The organism is uncultured Tepidimonas sp., from assembly GCF_938045175.1.
Taxonomy (GTDB): Bacteria; Pseudomonadota; Gammaproteobacteria; order Burkholderiales; family Burkholderiaceae_C; genus Tepidimonas.
In genome coordinates this window covers 12255-37585 of record NZ_CALIND010000123.1, presented here as the reverse complement: position 1 = coordinate 37585, position 25331 = coordinate 12255, and the positions used below count along the sequence as shown (strand labels likewise).

At 67.4% G+C, this 25331-nt stretch carries 20 protein-coding genes; 17 read left to right on the top strand and 3 right to left on the bottom strand.

Features of this window, described 5'->3' with window-relative positions:
- Window positions 1-603 (top strand): efflux RND transporter periplasmic adaptor subunit (locus Q0716_RS06560; protein WP_299021099.1); only part of this gene is annotated, 603 nt, incomplete at its 5' end.
- Window positions 604-621: 18 nt separating this feature from the next.
- On the top strand, window positions 622-3699 hold the full coding sequence (locus Q0716_RS06555) for an efflux RND transporter permease subunit (protein WP_299021097.1): 3078 nt from the start codon (window positions 622-624) through the stop codon (window positions 3697-3699).
- On the opposite strand, the gene Q0716_RS06550 is transcribed toward Q0716_RS06555, so the two are convergent.
- Window positions 3683-5440 (bottom strand): PhoH family protein, encoded by a 1758-nt coding sequence (locus tag Q0716_RS06550; protein WP_299021094.1) that lies wholly within the window; start codon window positions 5438-5440, stop codon window positions 3683-3685. The genes Q0716_RS06555 and Q0716_RS06550 overlap by 17 nt on opposite strands.
- Before the next feature lie 171 nt (window positions 5441-5611).
- Here Q0716_RS06550 and Q0716_RS06545 point away from each other — a divergent pair, with 171 nt between their 5' ends.
- From Q0716_RS06545 to cls, 5 genes are all read left to right on the top strand, one after another.
- On the top strand, window positions 5612-5824 hold the full coding sequence (locus tag Q0716_RS06545) for a hypothetical protein (RefSeq protein ID WP_299021092.1): 213 nt from the start codon (window positions 5612-5614) through the stop codon (window positions 5822-5824).
- Between the two features lie 15 nt (window positions 5825-5839).
- Window positions 5840-6451 carry a DUF308 domain-containing protein gene (locus Q0716_RS06540; protein ID WP_299021090.1) on the top strand — a complete coding sequence of 204 codons (612 nt, stop codon included), beginning with the start codon at window positions 5840-5842 and terminating at the stop codon, window positions 6449-6451.
- A gap of 116 nt (window positions 6452-6567) precedes the next feature.
- Window positions 6568-7782: a VLRF1 family aeRF1-type release factor gene (locus Q0716_RS06535; protein WP_299021087.1), complete on the top strand. Its 1215-nt coding sequence runs from the start codon at window positions 6568-6570 to the stop codon at window positions 7780-7782.
- A gap of 35 nt (window positions 7783-7817) precedes the next feature.
- Entirely contained in the window at window positions 7818-8912 is a 1095-nt protein-coding gene (locus tag Q0716_RS06530; RefSeq protein ID WP_299021085.1) for a hypothetical protein, read from the top strand.
- 47 nt (window positions 8913-8959) lie between these two features.
- Entirely contained in the window at window positions 8960-10423 is a 1464-nt protein-coding gene (gene cls, locus Q0716_RS06525) for a cardiolipin synthase (protein ID WP_299021083.1), read from the top strand.
- 93 nt (window positions 10424-10516) lie between these two features.
- Here the strand turns inward: cls and Q0716_RS06520 are convergent, their stop codons facing one another.
- A complete protein-coding gene (locus Q0716_RS06520; RefSeq protein WP_299021081.1) occupies window positions 10517-10993 on the bottom strand; it encodes a peroxiredoxin in 477 nt (158 codons plus the stop codon).
- 194 nt (window positions 10994-11187) lie between these two features.
- The gene (locus tag Q0716_RS06515) at window positions 11188-11580 is read right to left on the bottom strand and encodes an Mth938-like domain-containing protein (RefSeq protein ID WP_299021079.1); all 393 of its coding nucleotides are present in this window, start codon (window positions 11578-11580) and stop codon (window positions 11188-11190) included.
- Window positions 11581-11658: 78 nt separating this feature from the next.
- Between Q0716_RS06515 and Q0716_RS06510 the strand changes: the two genes are divergently transcribed.
- From Q0716_RS06510 to Q0716_RS06465, 10 genes are all read left to right on the top strand, one after another.
- Window positions 11659-12894 (top strand): pyridoxal phosphate-dependent aminotransferase, encoded by a 1236-nt coding sequence (locus Q0716_RS06510; protein ID WP_299021077.1) that lies wholly within the window; start codon window positions 11659-11661, stop codon window positions 12892-12894.
- Between the two features lie 57 nt (window positions 12895-12951).
- Window positions 12952-14283, top strand: a complete 1332-nt coding sequence (locus tag Q0716_RS06505; RefSeq protein ID WP_299021075.1) for a homoserine dehydrogenase — start codon at window positions 12952-12954, stop codon at window positions 14281-14283.
- Complete coding sequence (thrC, locus tag Q0716_RS06500) at window positions 14283-15716, top strand: threonine synthase (protein ID WP_299021072.1); 1434 nt, start codon at window positions 14283-14285, stop codon at window positions 15714-15716. Before Q0716_RS06505 ends, thrC begins: the two co-directional genes overlap by 1 nt.
- Before the next feature lie 10 nt (window positions 15717-15726).
- Window positions 15727-17046 carry a gephyrin-like molybdotransferase Glp gene (gene glp, locus Q0716_RS06495; protein ID WP_299021070.1) on the top strand — a complete coding sequence of 440 codons (1320 nt, stop codon included), beginning with the start codon at window positions 15727-15729 and terminating at the stop codon, window positions 17044-17046.
- Between the two features lie 28 nt (window positions 17047-17074).
- A complete protein-coding gene (locus tag Q0716_RS06490; protein ID WP_299021068.1) occupies window positions 17075-19702 on the top strand; it encodes an EAL domain-containing protein in 2628 nt (875 codons plus the stop codon).
- A gap of 52 nt (window positions 19703-19754) precedes the next feature.
- Entirely contained in the window at window positions 19755-20006 is a 252-nt protein-coding gene (locus Q0716_RS06485) for a MoaD/ThiS family protein (RefSeq protein ID WP_299021066.1), read from the top strand.
- Window positions 20007-20010: 4 nt separating this feature from the next.
- A complete protein-coding gene (locus tag Q0716_RS06480) occupies window positions 20011-20493 on the top strand; it encodes a molybdenum cofactor biosynthesis protein MoaE (RefSeq protein ID WP_299021064.1) in 483 nt (160 codons plus the stop codon).
- 102 nt (window positions 20494-20595) lie between these two features.
- Window positions 20596-23193, top strand: a complete 2598-nt coding sequence (gene clpB, locus Q0716_RS06475; RefSeq protein ID WP_299021062.1) for an ATP-dependent chaperone ClpB — start codon at window positions 20596-20598, stop codon at window positions 23191-23193.
- A gap of 81 nt (window positions 23194-23274) precedes the next feature.
- Window positions 23275-24300 carry a glycosyltransferase family 2 protein gene (locus Q0716_RS06470; RefSeq protein WP_299021060.1) on the top strand — a complete coding sequence of 342 codons (1026 nt, stop codon included), beginning with the start codon at window positions 23275-23277 and terminating at the stop codon, window positions 24298-24300.
- Complete coding sequence (locus Q0716_RS06465) at window positions 24297-25316, top strand: lysylphosphatidylglycerol synthase transmembrane domain-containing protein (protein ID WP_299021058.1); 1020 nt, start codon at window positions 24297-24299, stop codon at window positions 25314-25316. The genes Q0716_RS06470 and Q0716_RS06465 overlap by 4 nt, the downstream gene beginning before the upstream one ends.
- Window positions 25317-25331 lie beyond the last annotated feature (15 nt).

Below are 25331 nucleotides of genomic sequence, written 5' to 3'. Positions count from 1 at the left end.
GACGGCGTGGCGGGCATCCGCCAGGTGCACGTGGGGGAGTATGTGAAGGACGGCACCGAACTGGTGCACCTGGAGGACACCTCGCGTCTCGCCGTTGATTTTCGTTTGCCGGAACGTTGGCAGCCGCAAGTGCGGGTGGGGCAGACGCTGCGCCTGCGCGTGGATGCCCGGCCCCAGCAGGACGTATTGGCGCGCGTGCAGGCGATCGACCCGGCGCTCGACGCTGACGGGCGTGCGCTGATCGTGCGCGCACAGCTCGAGCAGGGACAGCAGGGCTTGCAGCCCGGGATGTTTGCGCGCGTGGCGCTCGAGCTGGGGCGCGACCCCGCGGCGCTGATGGTGCCAGAGGAAGCCATTGTGCCGCAGGGGCAGCAGTTCTGGGTGTGGCGGCTGCGCCCGGCACAGGGCGACGCGCCGCCGCAGGCGGAGCGGGTGTCCGTGCGGCTGGGCGTGCGGCGCGACGGCCGCGTGCAGGTGACGGAGGGCCTGCAGCCCGGCGATACCATCGTCGTGGCGGGGCAGCAGCGGCTGCAGCGCGATGGCACCCCGGTGCGGGTGATCGACCCCAACCGGCCGCCGCGCGCGCCGCAGGCCGCGTCCTGACCCCCCGGGAGCTGCCCGATGCCACTGCCCGAAATCGCCATCCGCCGCCCGGTGTTTGCCACCGTGCTGTCGCTGTTGATCGTGCTCGTGGGCTGGGTGGCGTTCACCCAGCTGCCGGTGCGCGAGTATCCCAAGATCGACGAACCCGTGGTTACCGTGACCACGCGCTTGGCTGGCGCGTCCAGCGAGGTGATGGAGTCCACCGTGACCAAAGTGCTGGAAGACTCGCTTGCCGGCATCGAGGGGGTGGACGTCATCACCTCCATCAGCCGCCCGGAGCAGAGCCAGATCACGGTGCGCTTTCGCCTGGAACGCGACCCCGATGCGGCGGCCGCCGAGGTGCGCGACAAGGTGGCTCGGGTGCGCGGGCGCCTGCCGCAGTCGGTGGACGAGCCCGTGGTGGCCAAGGTCGAGGCCGACGCCTTCCCCGTCATCTGGATTGCGCTGTCGTCCGACCGTTATTCGCCGCTGGCGCTGACCGATTTGGCCAACCGCATCGCCAAACCGGTGCTGCAAACCGCCACCGGCGTGGCCGAGGTGCGCGTCTTTGGCGAACGCCGCTTTGCCATGCGCGTACGGCCCGACCCGGACCGCCTGGCCGCCTACGGGCTGACGGTGCAGGATCTGGAGGACGCGCTGCGCCGGGCCAACTTGGAGGTGCCCGCCGGCCGGGTCGAGAGCCAATTGCGCGAGTTCAACGTCACCGCCGCCACCGACCTGCGCAGCGCATCGGCCTTTGCGGACGTGGTCATCCGCACGGCGGGTGGGTTGCCGGTGCGCATCGGCGATGTGGCCGACGTCGCCGAAGGCGCGGCCGATGAACGCACGTCGGTTCGGCTCAACGGCCGCGATACGGTGTCGCTGGGCGTCATCCGCCAGGCGACGGCCAATCCGCTGGAACTCTCCGCCGGCGTGCGCGGGCTGCTCGAACGCGTGCGGGGCGACCTGCCCGCAGGCGTCGACGTGCAGGTGGCCAACGACAACTCGGTGTTCATCGACCGCTCGATCCGGGCGGTGTACCAGACCATCCTCGAAGCAGTGGTGCTCGTGACGCTGGTCATCGTGCTGTTTTTGCGGACGTTGCGTGCATCGATCATTCCGCTCGTCACCATCCCGGTCAGCCTCATCGGCGCGTTTGCGCTGATGGCGTTGTTTGGCTTTTCCATCAACACCCTGACGCTGCTCGCGCTGGTGCTCGCCATCGGCCTGGTGGTGGATGACGCCATCGTCGTGCTGGAAAACATCCACCGCCACATCGAAGCGGGTATGACGCCGCTGGCGGCGGCGATCCGTGGCTCGCGTGAAATCGCCTTTGCCGTGGTGGCCATGACGTTGACGCTGGCCGCGGTGTATGCGCCGCTGGCGCTGACCCCGGGGCGCACCGGACGCCTGTTTGCCGAGTTTGCGCTCGCACTCGCCGGGGCGGTGCTGGTGTCGGGCTTCGTGGCGTTGACGCTGTCGCCCATGATGTGCGCCAAACTGCTGCGCCACCAGCAGCGACGCGGATGGTTTGACCGCAGCATGGAGCGCGTGCTGCAAGCGTTGGTGCATGGATACGGCCGCGCGCTGGACGTGGCGCTGCGCTGGCGCTGGGGGGTGGTGGGCCTGATGCTGGCCAGCGCTGCCGCCAGCGTGTGGTTGCTGCGCACCACCAAGCAAGAGCTCGCGCCGCTGGAGGATCGCGGCGTGATCCTGACCATCGTGAACGCCCCCGATGGGGCGACCGCTGCCTACACGTCGCGCTATGCGGCGGCCATCGAGCGCATCGGCAGCGACTACCCGGAGTTCGACCGCATCTTCGCGCTCATCGGCAACCCCACCGTCTCGCAAGCCACGGTTTTTTTCCGTGCCAAGCCGTGGGAGGAGCGCGAGCGCAGCACGCTGGCACTGGTGCGCGAGATGGCGCCGCGCATCGCTGCCGTACCGGGCGTGACGGCCTTCCCCATCACGCCGCCGTCGCTTGGGCAGGGGTTTCGCGAGCGGCCGGTCAACTTCGTCATCACCACCAACGACAGCTACGCCAGCCTGGCGCGCGTGGTCGCGGAGTTTCAGCGCCGCATGGCCGACTTTCCTGGCTTTTTGCAGGTGGACACCGACCTGCGCATGAACAAGCCCGAGCTGCGCCTGGAGGTGGACCGCGAGCGCGCCGCCGCCCTGGGCGTCAGTGTGGATGCCGTGGCGCGCACGGTCGAATCCATGCTGGGCGGGCGCGTCGTGGGCCGCTACAAGCGCGAGGGCGAGCAGTACGACGTGATCGTTCAGACCAGCGCCGATGCGCGCAGCGCCCCGCAGGACATCGATGGCCTGTACGTGCGCGGGCGCAACAACACGATGGTGCCGCTGTCGGCCGTGGTGCGGGTGCAGGAAGTGGTCGCACCGCGCGAGCTCAACCACTTTGCGCAGCGTCGCAGCGCCACGCTCACCGCCAACCTGGCGCCCGACTTTGCACTGGGCGAGGCGCTGCGCACCATGGACCAGATCGCGCGCGAGGTGCTGCCCGAGGGCTACACCACCGACCTCAACGGTGCGAGCCGCGAGTTCCGCGCCGCCTCCGGGTCTCTGGCGGTGGTCTTCGTGCTGGCGCTGGTGTTCATCTACCTGGTGCTGGCCGCGCAGTTCGAGAGCTTTCTCGACCCCTTCATCATCATGCTGTCGGTGCCGCTGTCGATGCTGGGGGCGCTGGCGGCCTTGCGCTGGACGGGTGGCACGCTCAACGTGTTCAGTCAGATTGGCCTGGTGACCCTGGTAGGGCTGATTACCAAGCACGGCATTTTGATCGTGGAGTTTGCCAACCAGCTGCGCCAGCAGGGCTTGGCCCTGGGCGAGGCGGTGCGACGTGCGGCCGAGCTGCGCCTGCGCCCGATTCTGATGACCACGGGTGCGATGGTGCTGGGTGCGCTGCCGCTGGCGCTGGCCACCGGTGCCGGGGCCGAGAGCCGTCAGCAAATCGGCTGGGTCATCGTGGGCGGCATGAGCGTGGGCACGCTGCTGACGGTATTCGTCGTGCCCACGATGTATGTGCTGCTCGCGCGCCGCCGCGTCCCGGGGCCAGACCGGACGCCAGTGGCGGAGTCCGTGCTTACAGCACCTCGCTAGCAAAATCCGCCAGGCGCGAGCGCTCGCCGCGGGCCAGCGTCACGTGCCCCCCGTGCGGCCAGCCCTTGAAGCGGTCGACCACATAGGTCAGGCCGGACGAGCCCTCGGTCAGGTACGGTGTGTCGATCTGCGCCAGGTTGCCCATGCATACCAACTTCGTGCCGGGACCTGCGCGCGTGATCAGCGTCTTCATCTGCTTGGGCGTGAGGTTTTGCGCCTCGTCGATGATGACGTATTTGTTCAGAAACGTACGCCCGCGCATGAAGTTCAGGCTCTTGATCTTGATGCGGCTGCGGATCAGATCTTGCGTGGCTGCGCGGCCCCAGTCGCCGGCCGGGCTTTGGCCGCCCTTGGCCAGAAACTCCAAGTTATCATCGAGCGCGCCCATCCAGGGGCCCATTTTTTCTTCCTCGGTGCCGGGCAAAAAGCCGATGTCCTCACCGACGCTGACCGTGGCGCGTGTCATGATGATTTCGGTGTAGCGCCGCTCGTCCAGCACCTGGCTCAGGCCCGCGGCCAGCGCCATCAGCGTCTTGCCGGTGCCCGCGGTGCCGGCCAGGGTGACGAAGTCGATCTCCGGGTCCATCAGCAGGTTGAGGGCGAAGTTTTGCTCTCGGTTGCGCGCGGTCACGCCCCAGACTGCGCTCTTGAGGTGTGTGTAGTCGCGCAGCGTGCGCAGCACGGCCGACTTGCCGCGCAACTCGACCACCCGTGCGTACAGCGGCGGCTCACCCGGTGCTTCGTAGTACACGAACTGGTTCAGGTAGAGCTGCTCGGCGATCGGCCCCGAGATGCGGTAGAAGGTATGCCCACCCTGCTGCCAGCTCTCCACCGTCTTGCTGTGGCGGCTCCAGAAGTCGGTCGGCAATGCCAACATGCCACTGTAGAGCATGTCAGCATCGTCGAGCGTCTTGTCGTTTTCGTAGTCCTCGGCGGTCAGACCCAGGGCGCGCGCCTTGATGCGCATGTTGATGTCTTTCGACACCAGCACGACGTCGCGCTCGGGGTGGCGCTGGGTGAGCGCCTGCACCACCGACAAAATCTGGTTATCCGCTTTGCCCTGAGGCAGATCGGCGGGCAGCGCGTGCGGCAGCAGCTCGGTCTGGAAGAACAGGGTGCCGCTGGCTTCGGTGTTGCCGAGTGCGGACAGGGGAAGTCCGGCGCGGATGTCACCGTTGGCACAAGCGGCCAGTGCGTCCAGCGAGCGGCTGGCCTGGCGCGCGTTGCGCGCCACCTCGCTCATGCCCTTTTTGTTGTTGTCCAGCTCTTCCAGCACGATCATCGGCAGGAAGATGTCGTGCTCCTCGAAGCGAAACAGGCAGGACGGGTCGTGCATCAGCACATTGGTGTCGAGCACGAACAACCGGCGCCGACCGTCGGACGCCGCCCGCCGGCGGGTCGGCGAGCGCCGCGTGGCCTCCCGCTGCGCGCGCGCGGGTAGGGCGGTCTGGGGGGGCGCCGCTGGCGCGGGGGGGGCCACGGCGACACTTGCGGTAGCAATCGCGTCAGCGCCTGGGGCCTCAGCCGGGGTCTCGGCTCGCACGGCGCCGGTGGAGCGACGCCGACCCCGCCCGGTTCGGGCCGTGGGCGTCATGGCCGATGCGTCTGCCGCCAGGGGGGGCGGCGGCGTCACCTGCGGCTCTTCAGCGGGCGCATCGTCGGCTGCGGGGGTGGCGGTGGCGGAGAGTTTTTTGAGGTCGACGCGGTCGGCCTTGCGGCGTGGTGGAGGTGGCAAAGGCATACGGCGATGATGCCAGAAAAATCGCGTCGCCTCCCGCTTGATATCTCTTGTCTCATACCCATCTGCCCACCAGGCGCTACCCGATTTGCGGGCACTTGATTTTGCGCGGCAGCCTGTTGCCGCCGCCAGATTGGCGTCGTCTCGACAACAGCAACAACGGAAGGATCGACGATGAAAACCTCACTCAAAACCCTCAAACCCAGCCACCTCGCGCTCGCGGCTGCGCTGGCCTTTGGCGGCGCCTCGGCCTATGCAGCCGATGCGGCACCCGCCGCCACCAAGCCAGTGCCCGGCGCCAACGCCGATGTCCAGACCCAGGCGCGCAAGCAGACCGAGGGCGGCAAGTCCGGCAGCGGCTGGTTAGCCAACGCCACCCAACGTTGATCGAGGAGCCCCATCATGACGGATAACCTTGTGAAAACGTCCGACGACGGCGTCACCCAAAACGCCTCCGTCTCCCTGATCCAGACGAACTGGAAGTGGCTGGCGCTGCGGGGCGTGCTGGCGCTGCTGTTTGGCGCCATTGCGCTGTGGTCGCCGCTGGCGGCCGTCTACGCGCTGACCTTCGTCTTTGGTGCTTATGCGCTCGCCGACGGTGTGTTGTCGGTGGGCCTGGGCATCCATCACGCGCGCCAGAAGACCGACCGATGGTGGTCCTGGGTGCTGCGTGGCGTGATTGGCATCTTCGCTGGCATCGTGGTGGTCGTCGTGCCCTGGGCGGCGGCCATGGCGCTGGTCGTCTTCAACTGGGTGCTGCTGTCGCTGTGGGCGATCGCCACCGGCGTCTTCGAATTTTCTGCCGGCCGTCGCCTGCAGCGCGAAGGCGGCCGAGGCTGGATCCTGATGCTCAGCGGCGCCATCAGCGTCGCCCTCGGCGCTGCCGTTCCGGTCGTGCTGGCCTTGTATCCCGATGCCGGCATGGTGACCATGGGCCTGATGATGGGTGTATACGCCCTGATCGCGGGCGCCCTGTTGCTGGCTTTGGCGCTCCGACTGCGCAAGAGCGCCTGAGCGTCCGGCAAACCCGAACGCAGGGCTGAGCGTCCCGCACCGGTTCAGGGCGACCGACTCAGCCTTGCGTCGACTCGACGCTTCCGAAAGCAACCCTAGAGAAAGAGAAACACAACATGACCGAACTCGATTCATTGACCCAAGACCTGCAGTCCGCGTTTGGCGGCGCAGGAGCCCCTGTTTTGTCCATTTATGCGGACATCAACCCCGCACGCCCTGAAAACGCGGGCCGCGCGTGGGCCAAGCGCATCAAAAACGCCCTCAAGGACCTGCCCGAAATCCGCGACGCTCACGGCAAGCGCGACACGCCGCTGTATGACGAAGTCCTGGCGCTCATCGACGAGGAACGGCCGGCTGCACGCACGCTGGCGCTGTTTGCCACTCGCGGCTTGCGCGGCCGTCTGGTCGTGCGCCGCATCGACCTGCAGCTGGATCTACCGGTGGTCGACCTGGCCCAGGGGCGCGTGGAAGCGCGCTGGGGCGAGCCGTATCTGACGCCCATTTTCTTCGCCGCGGACGAATACGAGCGTGGCGGTGTGCTCCATCTCGAAGGCGCGAAGTGGCGCTTTTATGAGTTGTTCCTGGGCGAGTTGCGTGAAGACACCGCCGTATTCGCCGACATCAGCGCCGACGAATGGCGGGAGCTCAAAGATCTGGCCGAGCGCATCGAAAACGCCGCAGCGCTGCGCCGTGCGCACACGGGTGGCAGCTTCGACAAGCTCTCGCCGAAAGAGCGCGAAGCCGCGAAAGTCAGCACCTGGATGCACAAGCTCTACACGCGCCTCGCCCAGGCGCTCGACAAGACGGTCGACCGCTTGGGCGTCGAGCGCCTCGTCCTCATGGGCGAACCGTGGCAGGTGTCGCATTTCGAGGGTTACCTCAGCCGCGGCCTGCGCAACCGGGTGGTCGCTCGCGTGCCCCAGCCCGGCAACGCATCGAACCCGACACCGGCCGACTTGCTCGAACGTGTGACGCCGGCCCTCGAAGCAGCCGAACGTCAGGCCGAATTGGCGCTGCTGGAACGCATCAAGGAGCAGCCGGGCGTCTGGGGTCTGGACCCCGTGCTCGACGCGCTGCAACTGGGCCGTGTGGAAACGCTGGTGCTGCCCTGGGCGCTGGATGCACGCATCTGGCGCTGCCCTGAGGGCGCTGTGGGCGGCACGGCAGAAATGGCCAAACTCTTTTGCGACCAGCCGCAGGAAGTGGCTTTGCGCGACCATGTCTGGCAGCTCGCGCGCGACTATGGCGCGCGCCTCGAGTTCGTTCGTGGTGAGGCCGAGGGCCGACTGCTGCGTGACTTCCAAGGCGCGGCGGCCTCGCTGCGCTGGTAAGCTCGGCGGCGTTCCTCTAATCCACCGAGATCACCATGAGAATCAAACTCCATTACGAAGGCACCTCGGCGCAGGATGCGCCGGGCTGGGCCCACGCCCTCGAGGCGCAGATGTCCAAGCAGCTCCAGCCTCTGCTGATCAAGCACGGCGCTGAGGACAGCGTGCTGCACGCGACGCTGGGCAAGCCCAAGCGGGGCGGCAAGGCTTTTACCGTGCGGCTGCACATGCACCTGCCGGGCAAGAAGATCATCGCTGCGAGCGCCGAGGGCGCTGACCCGGTCGTCGCGAGCGAAGCCGCGATGGCGCGCCTGTTTCGCGAAGCCAAGAAGCACTTTGAGCTCCTGCGCGGCCAGGATCAGTACAAGCGCAAGGCGCGCCGCGAGCGGCTGCATGCGCTCAAGGAACAGATCGCCGCGCTGCCCGAAGCCGTGGCGACGCAGGCGCAACAGGGCATCGAGGCGTTGCTGCAACGCCTCGAAGCAGTGGCGCGCCGTGAACTTGCCTACTTGCGCGCCGTCGGCGACCTGCCCTCGGACTACCCGACCGTGCGCGATGTCGTCGACGAGGCCGCCGCCGCGACCAAAGCCGCGTGGCAGCCCGGTGCGGACCCAGACGCGGTCTATCGGCAACTGCTGAAGAACCTCTTCAAGGCCATCGACCGCGAGGTCGCCGCCAGCCGCCCATACGGCGAGGCCGTCTCGCTCGACGCTCCGGTGCCGACGGACGCGCAGGACGACGCCGAGTCGATGGTCGAAGAAGAACTCTACGAGTACTACCAACCGGATGACACGCTCAGCATCGCCGATGTGCTGCCGGAGATGGTCGAGGCTGCTGCCGAGAGCACCGATCAACCCGCCACCGCCGAGCGGGCTGGCGAACAAGCCTACGTGGTCGATGTGCTCAAAGACCTGCCGGTGGCGTGGCGCCGCGCCTTGCTGCTCGCCGAACTCGACGCGCTGGCCCATGCCGCCATTGCCGAAGTGCTCGATACCTCCGAGCGCAGTGTGGTCGGCTGGATCGAGCTGGCGCAGAGCTTCGTCGAGGCGCGCCTCGAAGATGCAGGCATTGTTCGGCCCACCGGCGAAGGCCGGGTGCGGCTGACCCTGTGGTTGCAGGGTGGTGGTCGATGAGCCGCTGACACGCTGAGCGATCGCCTCTGGGTCAGTCACGGTCGACCATGCCTATCCTTGACGGAAATACCTGGACCCTGAGCGCCCTGGTGGCTTCGGCCATCGTGGCGCCCTTCTTTATGGGCCACGCGCTGCTGCACAAGCGCGAGCCGCGCTCGGCCACGCTGTGGCTGATCGTCATCGCCGTGCTGCCCCTGGCGGGATCGACGCTCTATCTCCTGTTTGGAATCAATCGCATCGAGCGACGGGCGCGGCGTCTGCGGGGTTCGGTACACCGTGGTGCCGTGGCCGCGCAGCCCAGCCATGATACGCCGCCTCCCGTTCCGCTCACGTTTAAGGGTTTGGCGCACCTGGTCGAGTCGGCCACGGGCTTGCCACTGACGGCGGGAAATGCAATCGAACCGCTGCACGGCGGTGCGACCGCCTACCCCGAGATGCTGCGGGCCATCGACGAGGCGCGTCACAGCATCGCCCTGGCCAGCTACATCTTTGACGGCCACGGCATCGGTGGCGCCTTCGTCGACGCGCTCACGCGCGCGCACCGCCGGGGCGTGGCCGTGCGCGTGCTGATCGATGACGTGAATGTCCGGCTTTCGCGCCAGACGGCTTACCGCGCGCTCGTCCGCGAGCGCGTGCCCGTCGCCTCATTCAACCCGCCGTTCATTCCCGCGCGGCTGCATGCGGTTCAGCTGCGCAACCACCGCAAGTTGCTGCTGGTCGATGGGTGTGTCGGCTTCACGGGCGGCATGAATATTCAAGCGTCCTACTGGTCGCCGGACAAGCCCGAAGCGGCCTTCCGGGACCTGCACTTCCGCGTCGAAGGACCGGTGCTGGAACACATGATGCTGACCTTCACGCGCGACTGGTTCGACAGCAGCGACGAATGGCTCGAATCCTCCTTCTGGCGTGGGGGCCCGGACTCCGCTGCAGCATGGCCCGCGGGCGACCGCGACCGCTGCGGCGGCGCCCTTGCACGCGGCATCGAAGCTGGCCCCGACGATACGATCGACCGCTTGCTCTGGACCTGGTCCGGCGCGCTTGCGAGCGCACAGCACAGCGTGCGAATTCGGACGCCCTATTTCGTGCCCGAAACCACCTTGCTCACGGCCCTGTCTACCGCTGCCTTGCGCGGCGTGGAAGTCGAGGTGATCGTGCCGCAGCGCTGCGACCATGCCTTTGTCGGATGGGCAAGCCGCGCCAGCTATGCCCAGGTGCTCGAGTTTGGCGTGCGTGTCTTCGAACGGCCAGGCCCTTTCGACCATACGAAGCTGATGCTGATCGATCGCCATTGGGTCAGCCTCGGCTCGGCCAACTGGGACACGCGCAGTTTGAGGCTCAATTTCGAATTCAACCTCGAGGTCTACGATCCCGCCCTTGCGGCCCAGCTCGAAGACGATTTCTTTGAACGCCGGGCCGAATCACACCTGGTCACCCTGGCACAATGGCATGCCCAGCCCTTGACGGTGCGGCTGCGCGACCGAGCCGCCCGACTGTTCACGCCCATCCTTTGAGCGCTCCTCTCTTGACGGCGACAGCTGGCTCGAATGCCCACCGCCCCTGCCTGCGCTAGGCTGGACCGTTTCTTCCGACGAGACGTTTTGCCGTCAGGCCACCTTTTTGAGCATCTTGACGGCCTGCAGGACTTCGTCCACGTGCCCAGGCACCTTGACGCCGCGCCATTCTTGCAGCAGGATGCCCTCGGGGCTGATCAAGAAGGTGCTGCGCTCGATGCCCTTGACCTTCTTGCCGTACATGATCTTGTTCTTGACCACGCCGAACATGTGGCACATCTTTTCTTCGGTGTCGGCGATCAGCTCGAAGGGCAGCTCCAGCTTGGCTTTGAAATCTTCGTGCGACTTCAGGTTGTCGCGCGAGACGCCGAACACCTCGGCACCGGCGGCGACGAACTCTTGATACTGGTCGCGGAACTGTAGCGCCTCGGTGGTGCAGCCGGGGGTGTGGTCTTTCGGGTAGAAGTACAGCACCAGGGTCTTGCCCAGGTGGGACTGGTGGGTGACCTTGACGCCGCCGGTCGCTTGCGCTTCGAACTCGGGAATGGGTTTGTTGACGACGACGGCCATGAAGCGTATCCCCTGTCTGATTGGCTGATCGGATGCGTCCGGAAAAAGACGGCCTGTCCATCACACACCCTGAGCCCCATTCGCGCGTGGAGCGGGTGCCGAGCGTGGCAGCGCGGCAGGATGGGCTGCGCCGGACATTTTGCTAATTTTACCGCATTCGAGGGGCGGGTCTGGCGGGTGGAGGCGATCGAAAGTCAGCCCGCCGGCGTCGTGTCGTGGGGTTCGATCAACAGGGCTGCCACCACCCGGCGGCCTTCGCCGGCCAGGATGTTGTAGGTGCGCGCCGCGGCCATCGTGTCCATGGTTTCCACGCCGATGCCGCGCTCGATCAGGCCGCGCAGCAGGGCAGGGGCGACGAAGCGCAGGCGCTGGCCGCTGCCGAAGAGCACGACTTCCGGTTCTTCCTCGGCCAGGAGGTCGAAGTGGGCGGCGGTCAGATCGGCGTGCGCCCGGCAGTCCCACACCTGCAGGCGGCCGCTGGCGCTGACCACCACGCTGTGCTCGAACCGCTGGCCCGCGATCACCACCCACCCCGGGCCGTGGGCCTGGATGGACAGGGTGTCGATGCGGTCGGGTTGAAACTTCATCGGTGGCGCACGGCGCGCACGGAAAGGCGGCCAAACTGTGGTGAAATTATAGGTTCCACCCGCCCAACCCCGTGCGCCATGCCGTTTCCCGTCATCCACAAATCGGCCAAACTCGCCAACGTCTGCTACGACATCCGGGGGCCTGTGCTGGAGAAGGCCCGCCAGATGGAGGAGGATGGCCACAAGATCATCAAGCTCAACATCGGCAACCTGGCTGTGTTCGGGCTCGAGCCGCCCGATGAGATCGTGCAGGACATGATCCGCACCCTGCCGCACGCGGCCGGGTACACGGACAGCAAGGGGCTGTTTGCCCCGCGCAAAGCGATCGTGCACTACACGCAGCAAAAGGGTATTCCTGGCGTGACGGTGGACGACGTCTATCTGGGCAACGGCGCCAGTGAGCTCATCACCATGAGCATGAACGCGCTGCTCAACGCGGGCGATGAGATTTTGGTTCCCGCGCCCGACTACCCGTTGTGGACGGCGTCGGTGTCGCTATCGGGCGGCACGCCGGTGCACTATCTGTGCGACGAGGCCAGCGACTGGATCCCCGATCTGGAGGACATGGCGCGCAAGATCACGCCGCGCACGCGGGGCATCGTCGTCATCAACCCCAACAACCCGACCGGGGCGCTGTATCCGGTGGAGGTGCTGCAGGCCATCGTGGCGCTGGCGCGCCAGCACGGGTTGATCGTCTTTGCGGACGAGATCTACGACAAGGTGCTCTACGACGGCCACACCCACACGTCGATCGCCTCGCTGGCCGACGACGTGCTGTTCGTCACCTTCAACGGGCTGAGCAAAAACTACCGCTCGTGCGGCTACCGTGCGGGCTGGATGATCGTCTCGGGCGACAAGCGGCGCGCCAAGGACTACATCGAGGGGCTGAATATGTTGGCCTCGATGCGCCTGTGCGCCAACACGCCAGGGCAACTGGCCATCCAGACCGCGCTGGGCGGCTACCAGAGCATCAACGATTTGGTCGCGCCCACGGGGCGTCTGTGCCGACAGCGCGACCTGGCGCACCGGTTGTTGACAGCCATCCCCGGCGTGACCTGCGTCAAGCCCAAGGCCACGCTGTACATGTTTCCGCGCCTGGATCCGGCGATCTACCCGATCGAGGACGACCAGCAATTCGCCTACGAACTGCTGGCCGAGGAAAAGGTGCTGATCGTGCAAGGCACGGGCTTCAACTACCCGACGGCCGACCATTTCCGCCTCGTCTTTTTGCCGCACGAAGACGACCTGGCCGAGGCGATTGGCCGCATTGCGCGTTTTTTGGGGCATCTGCGCCGCCGCTACGGAACGGACTGACCCTGCGCGGGGGCGCTCCCGCCACCGATCGACGATCTATTCACTGACATCACCACCATGAGTTCGCTTCCCCCCATCCGCGTTGGTCTGCTGGGCATCGGCACCGTCGGCAGCGGCGTCTTTCGCGTGCTACAGCGCAACCAGCAAGAAATCCGTCGCCGCGCCGGGCGCGGCATCGACATCGTCACCGTGGCCGACCTGCACGTCGAGCGGGCGCGCGCCATCGTCGGCGACGGGGTGCAGGTGGTGGGTGACGCGCGCGCCGTCATCGCCGATCCCTCCATCGACATCGTGGTCGAGCTCATCGGCGGCTATGGCATTGCCAAGACGCTGGTGCTGGAGGCAATCGCCGCCGGCAAACACGTGGTCACGGCCAACAAAGCATTGTTGGCGGTGCACGGCACCGAGATCTTTGCCGCCGCCCAGGCCAAGGGGGTGATGGTGGCGTTCGAGGCGGCGGTGGCGGGCGGCATTCCCATCATCAAGGCGTTGCGCGAGGGGTTGACCGCCAACCAGATCCAGTGGGTGGCCGGCATCATCAACGGCACCACCAATTTCATCCTGTCCGAGATGCGCGACAAGGGGCTGGATTTCGACCTCGTGCTCAAAGAGGCGCAGCGCCTGGGCTACGCCGAGGCCGATCCCACCTTCGATATCGAGGGCATCGACGCCGCACACAAGGCCACGCTGATGAGTGCGCTGGCGTTTGGCATTCCGGTGCAGTTCGACAAGGCGTATGTCGAAGGCATCACACGGCTGCAGGCGGCCGACATCCGCTACGCCGAGCAGCTGGGCTACCGCATCAAGCTGCTGGGCATCACCAAGCGCGTGGCCGGTGGCGTGGAGCTGCGCGTGCACCCGACGCTGGTGCCGGCGCGGCGCCTGATCGCCAACGTCGAGGGCGCGATGAACGCCGTGGTGGTGCAGGGTGACGCGGTGGGCACCACGCTCTACTACGGCAAAGGCGCGGGCAGCGAGCCGACCGCCAGCGCCGTGATCGCCGACCTGGTAGACGTGACACGCCTGCACACCGCTGACCCGCAGCACCGCGTGCCGCACCTGGCGTTCCAGCCGCATGCGATGAGTGACCTGCGCATCGTGCCCATGGCGCAAGTGGTCACGAGCTACTACCTGCGCTTGCGTGTCGCCGACCAGCCCGGTGTGCTGGCCGAGGTGACGGGGCTGCTGGCGCGTGCGGGCATCAGCATCGACGCCGTTCTGCAGCGCGAGGCCGACGAGGTGGGCGGCGAGGGCAGCACGCAAACCGACCTCATCATCTTGACGCACGACACGACCGAGGGCACCATGAACGAGGCGCTCGATGCCATCCAAGCCCTGCCCACGGTGCTGGCGCCCGTGGTGCGCATCCGTAAGGAGGAGTTGGCCTGATGCGCTACCTCTCGACCCGTGGCCACCCCGAGCGGCGGCGTTTCAGCGACATTTTGCTCGAGGGCCTTGCGCCCGACGGCGGTTTGTACCTGCCCGAGTCGTATCCCCAGGTCGATGCGGCGACGCTGGCGCGTTGGCGCCGCATCTATCACGAGCAAGGCTACGCCGAGCTGGCGTTCCAGATCCTGTCGCTCTATATCGACGACATCCCGGCCGACGACCTGCGCGCGCTGTGCGCGAAAACCTACACGGCTGAGGTGTTCGGCACGGGCGAGATCGTGCCTTTGCGTCACTTGGAAGACGGCCTCTGGCTGGAAGCACTGTCCAATGGGCCCACGTTGGCCTTCAAGGACATGGCGATGCAGCTGCTGGGCCACCTGTTCGAGTACGAGCTCGCGCGCCGGGGTGAGACGCTCAACATTCTGGGCGCCACCAGCGGCGACACCGGCAGCGCCGCCGAGTACGCGATGCGCGGCAAGCGTGGCATCCGCGTCTTCATGCTCAGCCCGCATGGGCGCATGAGCCCGTTTCAGCAGGCGCAGATGTACAGCCTGATGGATGCCAACATCCACAACATCGCCATCGAGGGCGTGTTCGACGACTGTCAGGACATCGTCAAGGCGGTCAGCCACGACCTCGACTTTAAACGGCGCTTCAAGATCGGCACCGTCAACAGCATCAACTGGGCGCGCTTGCTGGCGCAGGTGGTGTACTACTTTGCGGGCTGGATCCAGGCCACCACGCGCGACGACGAGCGCGTGAGCTTTGCCGTGCCCAGCGGCAATTTCGGCAACGTGTGCGCCGGGCACATCGCCCGCATGATGGGCCTGCCCATTGCCCACCTGGTGGTGGCGACGAACGAAAACGACGTGCTCGACGAGTTTTTCCGCACCGGGGTGTACCGGGTGCGGGGCAGCGCCGACACCTACGAGACGTCCAGCCCGTCGATGGACATCAGCAAGGCCAGCAACTTCGAGCGCTTCGTGTTCGACCTGCTGGGGCGCGATGCGGCGGCGACGCGCGCCCTGTTTGCCGACGAGCTGGCGCGCCAGGGGCGCTTCGATTTGTCGGCCCACCCGGCGTTTGCGCTGGCGCGCAGCCGCTTCGGATTCTTGAGTGGCCGCAGCACGCACGCCAACCGCATCGCCACCATCCGCGACACGTGGCAGCGTTTCGGCGTCATGATCGATCCCCACACCGCGGATGGGGTCAAGGTAGCGCGTGAGCACCGGCAGCCCGGGGTGCCCATGATCGTGCTCGAGACGGCGTTGCCGGTCAAGTTTGCCGCCACCATCGTCGAAGCCCTCGGGCGCGAGCCCGAGCGGCCCGCCCGCTACCAGGGCATCGAGGACCGACCCAAGCGGGTGCAGGTGCTGCCCGCGGACGCCCAGCGTGTCAAGGCCCTCATCGAAACGGTGTGCGCGGCGGAGTGAGGGGCAGGCCATGGCGACGACGTCACCGACCGCGTCCGCACGGCCCGGCCTCATGGCGCTGGAAGAGGCCCTGCAGCGGCTGCTGGCCGACGTCACCCCGGTGGCGGAGGTGGAGCGCGTGCCCACCCAGTCCGCTGCCGGCCGCGTGCTGGCCGAGCCGGTCGTCTCGGCGCTCGACGTACCCGGCTTCGACAACAGCCAGATGGATGGCTACGCCGTGCGTTGTGCGGAGGTGCGAGACGCCGTGGCCGCGGGTCGGCCGCTGCCGGTGGCCCTGCGCATCCAGGCGGGCCACGGCAGCGCGGCGCTGCCCCCGGGCGCGGTGGCGCGGATCTTTACCGGTGCGCCACTGCCGGATGGGGCTGACGCCGTCGTGATGCAAGAGGACGCCGCGCCGGCGGAGGCGCCGCCCGATGCGGATGCCGCACTGGCGCCCCATGGCTGGGTGCGCTTGACCGTGGTGCCCGTGCCGGGCCAGTGGGTGCGCCGCCGCGGCGAAGATGTGCACGTCGGTGCCGTCGTGCTGCCCGCGGGCCGGCGCCTGCGCCCGGCCGATCTGGGCTTGGTCGCCTCCATCGGGGTGGCCGAGCTGACCGTGCGGCGTCGGTTGCGCGTGGCCCTGGCCGCCACGGGCGATGAGCTGATCCGCCCGGGGGAGCGGCCGCCCGAGGGCCTGCCACCGGGGGCGATTTTCGAGTCGAACCGCTATTTTCTGGAGCCGCTGCTGCAGCGCCTGGGCTGCGACGTGACCGTGCTGTCGCGCATTCCCGATGATCGCGAGGCGACGCGCTCGGCTTTGGCCAGCGCCGCGCTCGCGCACGACGTGATCGTGACCACGGGCGGTGTCTCCGTGGGCGAGGAAGACCACGTCAAACCCGTGGTGCAGGCGCTGGGTGGCCTGGACTTATGGCAGATTGCCATGAAGCCCGGCAAGCCGTTTGCACAGGGTTGGATCGATCGTGCGCCGCTGGGTGGCCAAGGGCGCTGCCATGTGTTGGGCCTGCCGGGCAATCCGGTCTCCAGCTTCGTGACCTTTCTGCTGCTCGCGCGGGCGTTTTTGCTGCGGCTGTCAGGGGTCGACGTGGCGCCCGCGTTGCCACCGGCGCTGCCGCTGGTGGCGCATTTCGACGTGCCGCACCCCGACAAACGGCGCGAGTTTTTGCGCGTGCGCCGCAACGCGCAGGGCGGTTTAGACCTGTTTCCCAATCAAAACTCGTCCGTGCTGACCTCCATGGTCTGGGCCGATGGTCTGGTGGATAAACCTGCCGGGGCAGTCATACGGCGTGGAGACGTGGTGGCCTATCTGCCGCTGGCGGAGTGGTGGGACTGAGCGGCGGATCGAACGTTCAGGAGTGCGCATGACCTCCCCGCTCGCCACTGCCCGAACGTCGAAGATGGCCGCAGAGCGGGTCGGGTTCCGCTCGCTGTTGCGTCGCCGTCTGATTGGCGGCGCGCTGGCGCTGATCGTCGCGATGGCGCTGTTGGTGGCAGTGGGCGTCATCGCACCGATGGCGCAACAGGCGGCCCGGGCGTCGTTCGACTCGGTGGCCCGTGAGACAGATGCCCGGCTGCGAGCCAGCTTTGGCTCGACCCAGGCTGCGTTGCAGGTGTTTGGTCACGGGCTGCAGGCATTACCACCATCGGCGGATAATCCGACGAGCTTCGTCGAGCGGGCGCGTCTGGCCATGGCCGCCATGCCGTTGGTCACCTCGGTGGTGGCAGGCAATGGCGCGGGCCAAGGCTGGTTGCTGCTGTGGCGGCCCGAGCAGCGCGAGTGGCTCGTGCGCATCACGGACCGCACCCGTTGGGGGGACGAACAGCGCTTTCTGTCGTTCGACGCGCAGTGGCGCCCGTTGCGGGAATGGCGCGAGCAGCTGCCCTACGATCCACGGACGCGGCCTTGGTATCGGTTGGCCCAGGAAAAGCCGGGCGAGCCACGCTGGACCACGCCGTACGTGCTGTTTACCACGCGCGAGCCGGGGGTAACGGTCACCCTGGGTTGGCACGATGCCGACGGATTGCCGTGGGCCGTGGGGTTCGATCTGCGCGCCAATGAGATCGACGCCTTGGCCAAGACGTTGACCCCTAGTGCCCACGGCCTGACGCTGGTCGCCGACGCCAGCGGGCAGGTGCTGGGACAGTCGTTTGCCCCGTTGACGCTGACGCCAACGCCAGAGGGCAGCTGGCGCTTGCCGCGCCTGGACGAGGTCGGCCAACCGTTGCTGCGGCAGGCCATAGAGCAGGGAGGGCAGGTGCTCGACGGGAGCCGCTGGGCGATGCCGGGCCTTCGCTGGTTGGTGGTGCAGCACACCATCGTGTTGGGCGAGCTGCCACTGACCCTGTGGATGGCGGCCCCATGGTGGGACTTCGTGCCAGGGCTGACCGTTTGGCTGGCGGCCTTGGTGGGGTTTGGCATCGCGGTGTCCCTCGCGGCGGCGTGGATCGCCCGCCGCGCTGCTCGTCAGTTGGCCGAGCCCTTGGAGTATTTGGCGCAGGCCGCGCAGGCGGTGGGCCAGCTGTCGCTGGCACAGCCGATCCGTACCGACTGGCGCACCCGTGAGGTCCACGCGCTGGCTCGGGCCATGAACGAATCACGGCGTCGGCTGCGCATCTACCAACGCCGCTTGCAGCGCCGCGAAGCGCAGCTGCGTCGCGAGGTGTTGGCGCTGACGGCGGCCGAACAGCGCTTGCTGCATGTCGGCCTACACGATCCGCTGACCGATCTGCCCAACCGCCGTTTGCTCCTCGAGCGCATCGAGCATGCACTGGCGCGCGCCGATCGTCACCGGTCGATGACGGCGGTGCTATACGTCGATCTGGACCACTTCAAGGAAATCAACGACGAGTGGGGGCATGAGGCCGGCGACGCGCTATTGGTCGAGGTGGCGCAACGCTTGCGTGCGCAAGTGCGCGGTGGCGACACCGTGGCACGGCTGGGGGGAGACGAGTTTGTCCTCGTGCTGGAGGATGTGACGGCCGACATTGCCGCCGAACGCGCCCACGCGGTGCTGGTGGCGCTGCAAAATCCGATCGACTTGGGCGGGCGGGTCTGCCACATCTCGGCCAGCATTGGTATCGCCCTGGCACCGCGTGATGGGCTGGACGCCGTGACGCTGTTGCGCCATGCGGACGAGGCGATGTACCGCGCCAAAACAGGGGGACGCGGTCGCGTGGTCGCGTACGAGGCGGGATTCAGCCACGCCACACACGAGGCGCGCGCCATGCGCGAAGCGTTGGCACAGGCGATCGCCGAGCGCACCATCGAGCTGTGGTGGCAGCCCCAGGTGGATTTGCAGGACGGCCGCATCGTGGCTGCCGAGGGTTTGCTGCGCTGGCAGCATCCCCAGTGGGGCTGGGTGTCGCCTTCGACCTTCATTCCCTTGGCAGAGGATGGCGGACTGATGGAGCGCCTGGGTTTGCTGGTGCTGGATCTGGCACTGGAGCACGGGCAGCGCCTGGACGCGGCCGGCTGGACGCTCGGCCGGCTGGCGGTCAACGTCTCACCCCGTCAGCTCCAGGTGGAACGGTTCGTGGACGAGGTGTTGTCGCGCCTGACGCGCAGCGGTTGGCCTGCCCACCGGCTGGAGCTGGAAATCACCGAGAGTGTGCTGCTCGACAGCGAACCGGCGCGGGACCGCCTGCGCGTGCTGGAGGCGCGCGGGGTGCGATTGGCGGTGGACGACTTTGGCACTGGCTATGCCTCGATGGCGTATCTGCGTGCCCTGCCGCTGGACACGATCAAGATCGACGGCAGCTTCGTGCGCGACATCGGGACGTCCGCGCAGGCCGACGCGCTCGTCGAGTCGCTCATCCAGCTCGGGCGTGCGGTCGGTTTGCAGCTCGTGGCGGAGGGGGTCGAGACGGTGGCCCAGCGCGATTTTCTGGCCGAGCGCGGCGTGCGGCGTGCGCAGGGATACCTGTGGGCGCCGGCATGCCCGTTGTCGGCCTGGCTCGCCGTGCCCGCGGGCCAAATGCCCAAGCTATGATCGTGGTCACGAGCACCGCATAGGTACCCTGACCCTCATTCAACGATCGTCCATGAAGATCCAACTGCGCTACTTTGCCGCCATCCGCGAGGCCGTGGGCACTGCCGCCGAGGTGCTGGACACCGACGCATCCCACGTCGGCGCGTTGCGCGACGCGCTGATTGCGCGCGGTGGCGTCTGGGCCGAGGCATTGGGCCGCGGGCGCGCCGTGCGCGTGTCGGTCGATCAGGTCATGGCGGACGAGGGTACGCCGCTGCACGATGGCGCCGAAGTGGCCTTCTTCCCGCCCGTCACTGGAGGATAGGCCCATGGCACTCGCGCACCGTTTTATCGCCATCCAGAGCGAGGACTTCGACCTGGCGCGTGAGGTGACCGCCCTGCGCGCCGGCCAGCCGACCGTGGGCGCGGTGTGCGCCTTCGTGGGCACGGTGCGTGATCGCAACGACGGGGCCTCGGTGGCCACCATGGAGCTGGAGCATTACCCGGGTATGACCGAGCGCGCCATCGACGCCATGATCGATGAGGCGGCACGGCGCTTCGACATACTGGGTGTGCGCGTCATCCACCGCGTGGGGGCGCTGCAGCCGCAGGACCAAATCGTGCTGGTGGCCGTGGCCTCGGCGCATCGCGGCCAGGCATTCCAGGCGTGCGAGTTTTTGATGGACTACCTCAAGACCCAGGCGCCGTTCTGGAAAAAAGAGCACACCCCACAGGGGGCGCGTTGGGTCGATGCGCGCGTCAGCGACGACGCGGCGCTGGCGCGCTGGGGCATTGCCGCGCGCAACGCCTGAGTGCCCGTCACGTGGCGCGTTTTTGATGGCGATCAAGGCCGCGGCCTTGAAAACGCGGCACAACCCCCCACATGGAAGCACAGTCGAATCACGGAGCTTTCCATGTCCATCGAAAAATTCACCCGTTCGTTTCAAGAGGCCTTGTCCGACGCGCAATCGCTCGCGCTGGGCAAGGATCATGCGTACATCGAGCCGGCGCACGTGGCGCTGACCCTGCTGCAGCAAGACACCTCGCGCGGCTTGCTCACGCGTGCCGGGGTCAACATCGGGGCGCTGCGCAAGGCGGCCGAAGACGCCGTCAACCGCCTGCCCCAGGTGCAGGGCCAGGAGCAAGTCCAGGCCAGCCGCGATTTGGTGTCCGTGCTGCAGGCGATGGAAAAAGAGGCCATCAAGCGCGGTGACCAGTTCATCGCCAGCGAGTTGTTCTGGCTGGCGCTGGCCGATGCCAAGACGTCGCTGGCCGATGCCGCGCGGCAGGCGGGCCTGCAGCGCAAGTCCCTAGAGGCGGCGATCGAAGCCGTGCGAGGAGGAGAAAAAGTGACCAATCCCGAAGCCGAAAACCAGCGCGAGGCGCTGAAAAAATACACCCTCGACCTGACCGAACGCGCCCGTCAGGGCAAGCTGGACCCCGTCATCGGGCGCGACGACGAAATTCGCCGCACCATCCAGATCCTGCAGCGGCGCAGCAAGAACAACCCGGTGCTCATCGGTGAGCCCGGTGTGGGCAAAACCGCCATCGTCGAGGGGCTGGCGCAGCGCATCGTCAACGGCGAGGTGCCCGAGACGCTCAAGGACAAGCGCGTGCTGGCGCTGGACATGGCGGGACTGCTGGCCGGCGCCAAATACCGCGGCGAGTTCGAGGAGCGCCTCAAGGCGGTGCTCAAAGAGATCGCGGCCGAGGAAGGGCGCATCATCCTCTTCATCGACGAGATCCACACCATGGTGGGCGCGGGCAAGGCCGAAGGCGCCATGGACGCGGGCAACATGCTCAAGCCGGCGCTGGCGCGCGGCGAGCTGCACTGCATCGGCGCCACCACGCTGGATGAGTACCGCAAGTACATCGAAAAGGACGCGGCGCTCGAGCGGCGCTTCCAGAAGGTGCTGGTCGACGAGCCCAGCGTCGAGGCCACGATCGCCATCCTGCGCGGTCTGCAAGAGAAGTACGAGCTGCACCACGGGGTGGAGATCACCGACCCGGCCATCGTTGCCGCAGCCGAGCTGTCGCACCGCTACATCACGGACCGCTTCCTGCCGGACAAGGCCATCGACCTCATCGACGAGGCCGCGGCCCGCATCAAGATGGAGATCGACTCCAAGCCCGAGGTGATGGACCGGCTGGAGCGCCGCCTGATCCAGCTCAAGATCGAGCGCGAGGCGGTGCGCAAGGAGACCGATGAGGCCTCGCGCAAGCGGCTCGAACTGATCGAGGAAGAAATCGCCAAGCTCGAGCGCGAGTACGCCGACCTGGAAGAAATCTGGAAGGCCGAGAAGGCGCTGGTGCAGGGTTCGGCCCAGATCAAGGAGGAGATCGACCGCATCCGCTTCCAGATCGAGGAGGCCAAGCGCAAGGGCGACTTCAACAAAGTGGCCGAGCTGCAGTACGGCCGCCTGCCCGAGCTGGAGCGCCGCCTGCAGGAAGCGCAGGCACGCGAGTCGGGCAGCGGCGAGGGCAAGGGCTTCAAGCTCCTGCGTACCCAGGTGGGCGCGGAGGAGATCGCCGAGGTCGTCTCGCGCGCCACGGGTATTCCGGTATCCAAGCTGATGCAGGGCGAGCGCGAGAAGCTGCTGCAGATGGAAGCCAAGTTGCACGAGCGCGTGGTGGGGCAAGACGAGGCGATTGCCGCCGTGGCCAACGCCATCCGGCGCGCGCGCGCGGGGCTGTCCGACCCGAACCGGCCGCTCGGCAGTTTCTTGTTCCTCGGCCCCACGGGCGTGGGCAAGACCGAGCTGTGCAAGGCGCTGGCGAACTTCCTGTTCGACAGCGAGCAGCACATGGTGCGCATCGACATGAGCGAGTTCATGGAGAAGCACTCCGTCAGCCGCCTGATCGGCGCGCCGCCGGGCTATGTGGGCTACGAGGAAGGCGGCTATCTGACCGAAGCGGTGCGGCGCAAGCCCTACAGCGTGGTGCTGCTCGACGAGGTGGAAAAGGCCCACCCGGACGTGTTCAACGTGCTGCTGCAGGTGCTCGACGACGGGCGCCTGACCGACGGCCAGGGGCGCACGGTAGACTTCAAGAATACGGTCATCGTCATGACGTCCAACATTGGCTCGCAGCGCATCCAGGCGATGGCGGGGCAGGACATGGAGGACATCAAGGACGCGGTGTGGGAAGAACTCAAGGCCCATTTCCGGCCCGAGTTCCTCAACCGCATCGACGAGACCGTGGTGTTCCATCCGCTCTCGAGCGAACACATCAAGAACATCGCGCGCATCCAGTTGCGCACGCTGCAGGAGCGGCTGGCCAAGCTGGATCTGACGCTCACGTTCACCGACGCCGCGCTGGAGGAGCTGGCCAAGGTCGGCTACGACCCGGTGTTCGGTGCGCGGCCGCTCAAGCGGGCGATCCAGCAGCGCATCGAAAACCCGCTGTCGAAGCTGATTCTCGAAGGGCGCTTCCCGCCCAAGAGCGAGATTCCGGTGGACGTCGATCCGGTGCGTGCGCCGGGGCAGTTCCTCTTCGGGCGCACGGTGCACTAAAAAGCGTCACGGGCGCTGACTACAATGCCAGCCGGGTAGGGCGGATCAGCCGCCTGCCCGGCTTTTTCGTGCCCCATCACCATGACGCCAGCTCCCACCAGCGCTCCCACCCGCCCTGCGCCTCGCGCCGAGGCAGCCCCAGACATCTCGGTCGTCATCCCGGTCTATCACGAAGAGGACAACCTACGTGAGCTGGTGGCGCGGGTGGGCGAGGCGCTCGGGCCCACACGCTGGACCTTCGAGCTGATCTGCGTGGATGACGGCTCGCGTGACGCCAGCCCCGCCATCCTGGCCGAACTGGCGGCGACGACGCCGTGGCTGCACCCGGTCATCCTGGCGCGCAACTACGGTCAATCGACGGCGTTGCAGGCCGGCTTCGAGCGCGCGCGGGGCCGCTACATCGTCACGCTGGACGGGGATTTGCAAAACGACCCGCTGGACATTCCCGCGCTCATCGAGCGGTTGGAGTCCGATCCGTCGGTGGACATGATCTCGGGCTGGCGCCAGCAGCGCCAGGACAAGGCGTTGTCGCGCCGCCTGCCTTCGGTGCTGGCCAACCGGCTGATTTCCTGGGCCACGGGGGTGCGTCTGCACGACTACGGTTGCGCGCTCAAGGCGTATCGGCGCGAGATCATCGAGCGCATCCGGCTCTACGGCGAGTTGCACCGCTTCATCCCATCGCTGGCGCGCGAAGCCGGCGCGCGCATCGTGGAAGTGCCGGTGCGCCACCACGCGCGCACGCGCGGGCAGTCCAAGTATGGCATCGATCGCACCTTCCGCGTCATTCTGGACCTGGTGTTGATCGTGTTCTTTTTGCGCTACCGGCAGCGACCTCTGCACGCCTTTGGTGGGCTGGGCCTGTGGCTCATGACGCCCGGGGTGGTGATCCTCGGGTATCTGCTCGCGGTCAAACTGGCAGGCGAGGATATTGGCGGTCGCCCGCTGCTCATCGCCGGGGTGATGCTGGTGCTGATGGGGGCGCAGCTCATCGTGGCGGGCCTGACGGGTGAGTTGCTCATCCGCATCTACCACGAGGGATCGGGCCGTCCCCAGTACCACACCCGGGGGTTGCCGCCCGCTCACCCCGGGACTGCCACGCAGCCATGAGCCTGGGCCCAACCCGGGGCACGGCTCGCCCGCAGGGGCGGCGCCCATGGCGGCTGGCGGCCGCGCTGGCGCTGCTGGCGGCGGTGCTGTGGTGGGTGGAGCCCGGGCGCGTGTGGGCCGAGTTGCAGCGGGCCGATGGCGGCTGGCTGTTGGCCGGGCTGCTCAGCAGCGCCGCGGCCAACGCGCTGTCGGCCTGGCGCTGGCGTGCGGGGGTACGCTGGCTAGGCTTCGAGGTACCCCTGCGCTGGGCGCTGCTGGTGTACTTTCGGGGCGTGGCGGCCAACGTGGTGTTGCCCGGGGCGGTGCTAGGGGGCGACATGCTGCGCGCCTGGAGCCTGCACCGGCGCGGTGTGCCGGTGCTGGAGGCCGGCGTGTCGGTCGTGCTGGATCGCCTCAGTGGCCTGTGGGGGTTGGGGCTGCTGGGATGCCTGGCGCTGGTCGTGGGTAGCATCAGCGGGCACGGCGATGGGCTGCAAAGGGCGCTCCACGCCTTAGGGTTGTCGGGCTTTTTGCCGGTGGTGGTTGTCGTGGCGGCCGCGCTGGCCGTGGCCATGGCGCTGTCACCGTACGTGGTGTTGCGTGTCAGTGCCAGCCATGGCATGTACTGGGCGCAGCTGCAGCGGCCCGCGTGGCGCTGGTGGCGGCAACTCGCCACACATGCGCCGGCGCGTCACTGGGGGCAGCAGCTCGTGGGTTCTTTGGCCGTGCAGGCCGCCAGTGTCACCACGCTGTTTGCAGGGCTGCATGCGGTGGGCGCGCCCCTGCCGTGGGCGGGTGTGGCGCTGGCCGCGGTGCCGATCTTCGTACTGGCCACACTACCGGTGAGCTTTGGTGGCTGGGGTACGCGCGAGGCCGCCGCCGTCGCGGTGCTGGTGCCACTGGGGATCGACGCACCGGCGGCCGTTGCGGCTTCGGTGCTCTACGGGCTGGCGCCCGTCACCCAAGCGCCGCTGGCACTGCTGCCGAGCAGCGCTGGGGACGGGGACGCCGACGCAGCGGCAGACGGCCGGCGTTGAGCCCGCGGCGGACTC

Coding starts and splice junctions, on each gene's coding strand:
- Q0716_RS06480 (WP_299021064.1), top strand. CDS start 20,011: ATGGCACTCGCGCACCGTTTTATCGCCATCCAGAGCGAGGACTTCGAC.
- Q0716_RS06555 (WP_299021097.1), top strand. CDS start 622: ATGCCACTGCCCGAAATCGCCATCCGCCGCCCGGTGTTTGCCACCGTG.
- Q0716_RS06470 (WP_299021060.1), top strand. CDS start 23,275: ATGACGCCAGCTCCCACCAGCGCTCCCACCCGCCCTGCGCCTCGCGCC.
- Q0716_RS06485 (WP_299021066.1), top strand. CDS start 19,755: ATGAAGATCCAACTGCGCTACTTTGCCGCCATCCGCGAGGCCGTGGGC.
- Q0716_RS06550 (WP_299021094.1), bottom strand. CDS start 5,440: ATGCCTTTGCCACCTCCACCACGCCGCAAGGCCGACCGCGTCGACCTC.
- Q0716_RS06530 (WP_299021085.1), top strand. CDS start 7,818: ATGAGAATCAAACTCCATTACGAAGGCACCTCGGCGCAGGATGCGCCG.
- Q0716_RS06535 (WP_299021087.1), top strand. CDS start 6,568: ATGACCGAACTCGATTCATTGACCCAAGACCTGCAGTCCGCGTTTGGC.
- Q0716_RS06510 (WP_299021077.1), top strand. CDS start 11,659: ATGCCGTTTCCCGTCATCCACAAATCGGCCAAACTCGCCAACGTCTGC.
- Q0716_RS06505 (WP_299021075.1), top strand. CDS start 12,952: ATGAGTTCGCTTCCCCCCATCCGCGTTGGTCTGCTGGGCATCGGCACC.
- Q0716_RS06515 (WP_299021079.1), bottom strand. CDS start 11,580: ATGAAGTTTCAACCCGACCGCATCGACACCCTGTCCATCCAGGCCCAC.
- Q0716_RS06540 (WP_299021090.1), top strand. CDS start 5,840: ATGACGGATAACCTTGTGAAAACGTCCGACGACGGCGTCACCCAAAAC.
- cls (WP_299021083.1), top strand. CDS start 8,960: ATGCCTATCCTTGACGGAAATACCTGGACCCTGAGCGCCCTGGTGGCT.
- glp (WP_299021070.1), top strand. CDS start 15,727: ATGGCGACGACGTCACCGACCGCGTCCGCACGGCCCGGCCTCATGGCG.
- clpB (WP_299021062.1), top strand. CDS start 20,596: ATGTCCATCGAAAAATTCACCCGTTCGTTTCAAGAGGCCTTGTCCGAC.
- Q0716_RS06465 (WP_299021058.1), top strand. CDS start 24,297: ATGAGCCTGGGCCCAACCCGGGGCACGGCTCGCCCGCAGGGGCGGCGC.
- Q0716_RS06545 (WP_299021092.1), top strand. CDS start 5,612: ATGAAAACCTCACTCAAAACCCTCAAACCCAGCCACCTCGCGCTCGCG.
- Q0716_RS06520 (WP_299021081.1), bottom strand. CDS start 10,993: ATGGCCGTCGTCGTCAACAAACCCATTCCCGAGTTCGAAGCGCAAGCG.
- thrC (WP_299021072.1), top strand. CDS start 14,283: ATGCGCTACCTCTCGACCCGTGGCCACCCCGAGCGGCGGCGTTTCAGC.
- Q0716_RS06490 (WP_299021068.1), top strand. CDS start 17,075: ATGACCTCCCCGCTCGCCACTGCCCGAACGTCGAAGATGGCCGCAGAG.